The sequence below is a fragment of the Streptomyces sp. PsTaAH-137 genome (assembly GCF_003259365.1).
GTDB lineage: Bacteria > Actinomycetota > Actinomycetes > Streptomycetales > Streptomycetaceae > Streptomyces.
On sequence record NZ_QLLY01000098.1, the window covers coordinates 1 to 1,543 of the forward strand.

Below are 1,543 nucleotides of genomic sequence, written 5' to 3' on the forward strand. Positions count from 1 at the left end.
CCCGCCCGGGCGCGATGGTGCGCGGGTCCACGGCCTCGCCGGGAGCCCCGACCTCGTACGGACCCGCCGGGTCGTTGGGACGGTCGTGGGGCAGCAGGAAGAAGGTGCGCCGCTCGAAGAGGCCGCTGTCGGGGTCCCTGCCCGCGTCCGGCAGCAGGTTGACGTAGCCGATCATGCGTCCGTCGCGCTCGTAGCGCGGCTTGCCGCGGCGGCGGGTCGATTTGTCGAGGGCCTGGCGGACGTAGTCGAGGTGCTCCATGTCCTCCAGCCACACCACGGCTTCCTCATGGGCGAGCTGGCTGTCCTGCAGCATCGAACTCATGGCCGCAGACCCTCCTGAATGTCTTCGGTAGCACCGTGTGTGGCGGTCACACCACTGCTTGTCTGCCCCCGTGAGCGGCGGGTCGCTGGGCCGCTCGGCTCATCCTACGGCCAGGGGACTTGAGCGCCCATGGAGTTGGGGGACCTCACCGGGCCTCACGCGGGTCCGTTGGCTCGTTCCTGATGTCCGACCGCAGGGCCAGCCCCGGGTAGAGCTTGCGGTCGTTGTTCTTGATCATTTCGGCGGGTGAGGCCAGCCCGAGCTCCTGTCGGATGCGGCTGGCGAAGGCCCGGCTGGACGCGGCCCGGATGCTCTCCTCCGCGCACCAGCGGCAGTACGTCTCGTAGAGCAGCTTCTGCTCGACGCGCAGGTCGGCATGGGGTCGCCCCGCCTCGCCGGTGAGACAGCACTCGCCGATGAAACGGCCGATGTGGTCCTCGGTCGTCTCGTACGCGGCCGTGGCCAGCCGCACGGCGGCCGGGCCGTGCAACGGGTCGCGGGTGGTCAGATAGTGGCGGGCGCCCTCGATGAGCCAGTGCAGAATGCCGGGGCCCTCGTCGCGGACGAGCTCCACCGCGAGATTGTCGATCTTTCGCTCGTTCGGAACGACCCGGTCGAAGGGGATCAGCCGCATCCGGCGCCAGAACGCGTGGCCGCCGGTGCCCACCTCGGGGCGGTGGTTGCCCAGCAGCCACAGCTTGTGGGTGGGCGTGAAGGAGAAGAAGTCCTGCCGCATCCGGCGGGCGGTGATCTTGTCGCCGCCGGTGAGGAGCTTGACGCGGGCCTCGTTGAACTTGTCGTTGGGCTTGAGCTCGCTGCACACCACGATCCGGCGGCCGTGCAGCTCGGTCAGTTCGGTGGAGTGCTCGGTGAACTTGCCCTTTTCCATGAGGAATCCGGGCGGTGCCGCGTTCGCGTACTCGCCGAGGATCTGGGTCATCACGTCGAGCAGCACCGACTTGCCGTTGGCGCCGGAGCCGTAGAGGAACGGCAGGATCTGGGCGCCGACGTCGCCGGTGATCGAGTAGCCGAGCAGGACGTGCAGGAACCGGGTCGTCTCCCGGCCCTTCTCGTCGTCGCCGAAGGTGTCCCGCAGGAAGCTGTGCCAGCGCGGGATCGGCATCCGCTGCGGGGCGACCGTCGTGGCCCGCGAATGCATGTCGGTGAGCGGGTCGGGCTTGTGCAGTCCGCCGGTGCGCAGGTCGACGACGCCGGCGGGGG

Annotated in this window: 2 protein-coding genes; both read right to left on the bottom strand. The window is 69.5% G+C overall.

Annotated elements, in window-relative coordinates:
* On the bottom strand, nucleotides 1-322 hold a 322-nt coding region (locus tag K377_RS41160), incomplete at its 3' end, for a DUF6009 family protein (RefSeq protein ID WP_111668719.1).
* 145 nt (nucleotides 323-467) lie between these two features.
* Nucleotides 468-1,543: phage/plasmid primase, P4 family (locus K377_RS41165; protein ID WP_111668720.1), on the bottom strand; the 1,076-nt coding region annotated here is incomplete at its 5' end.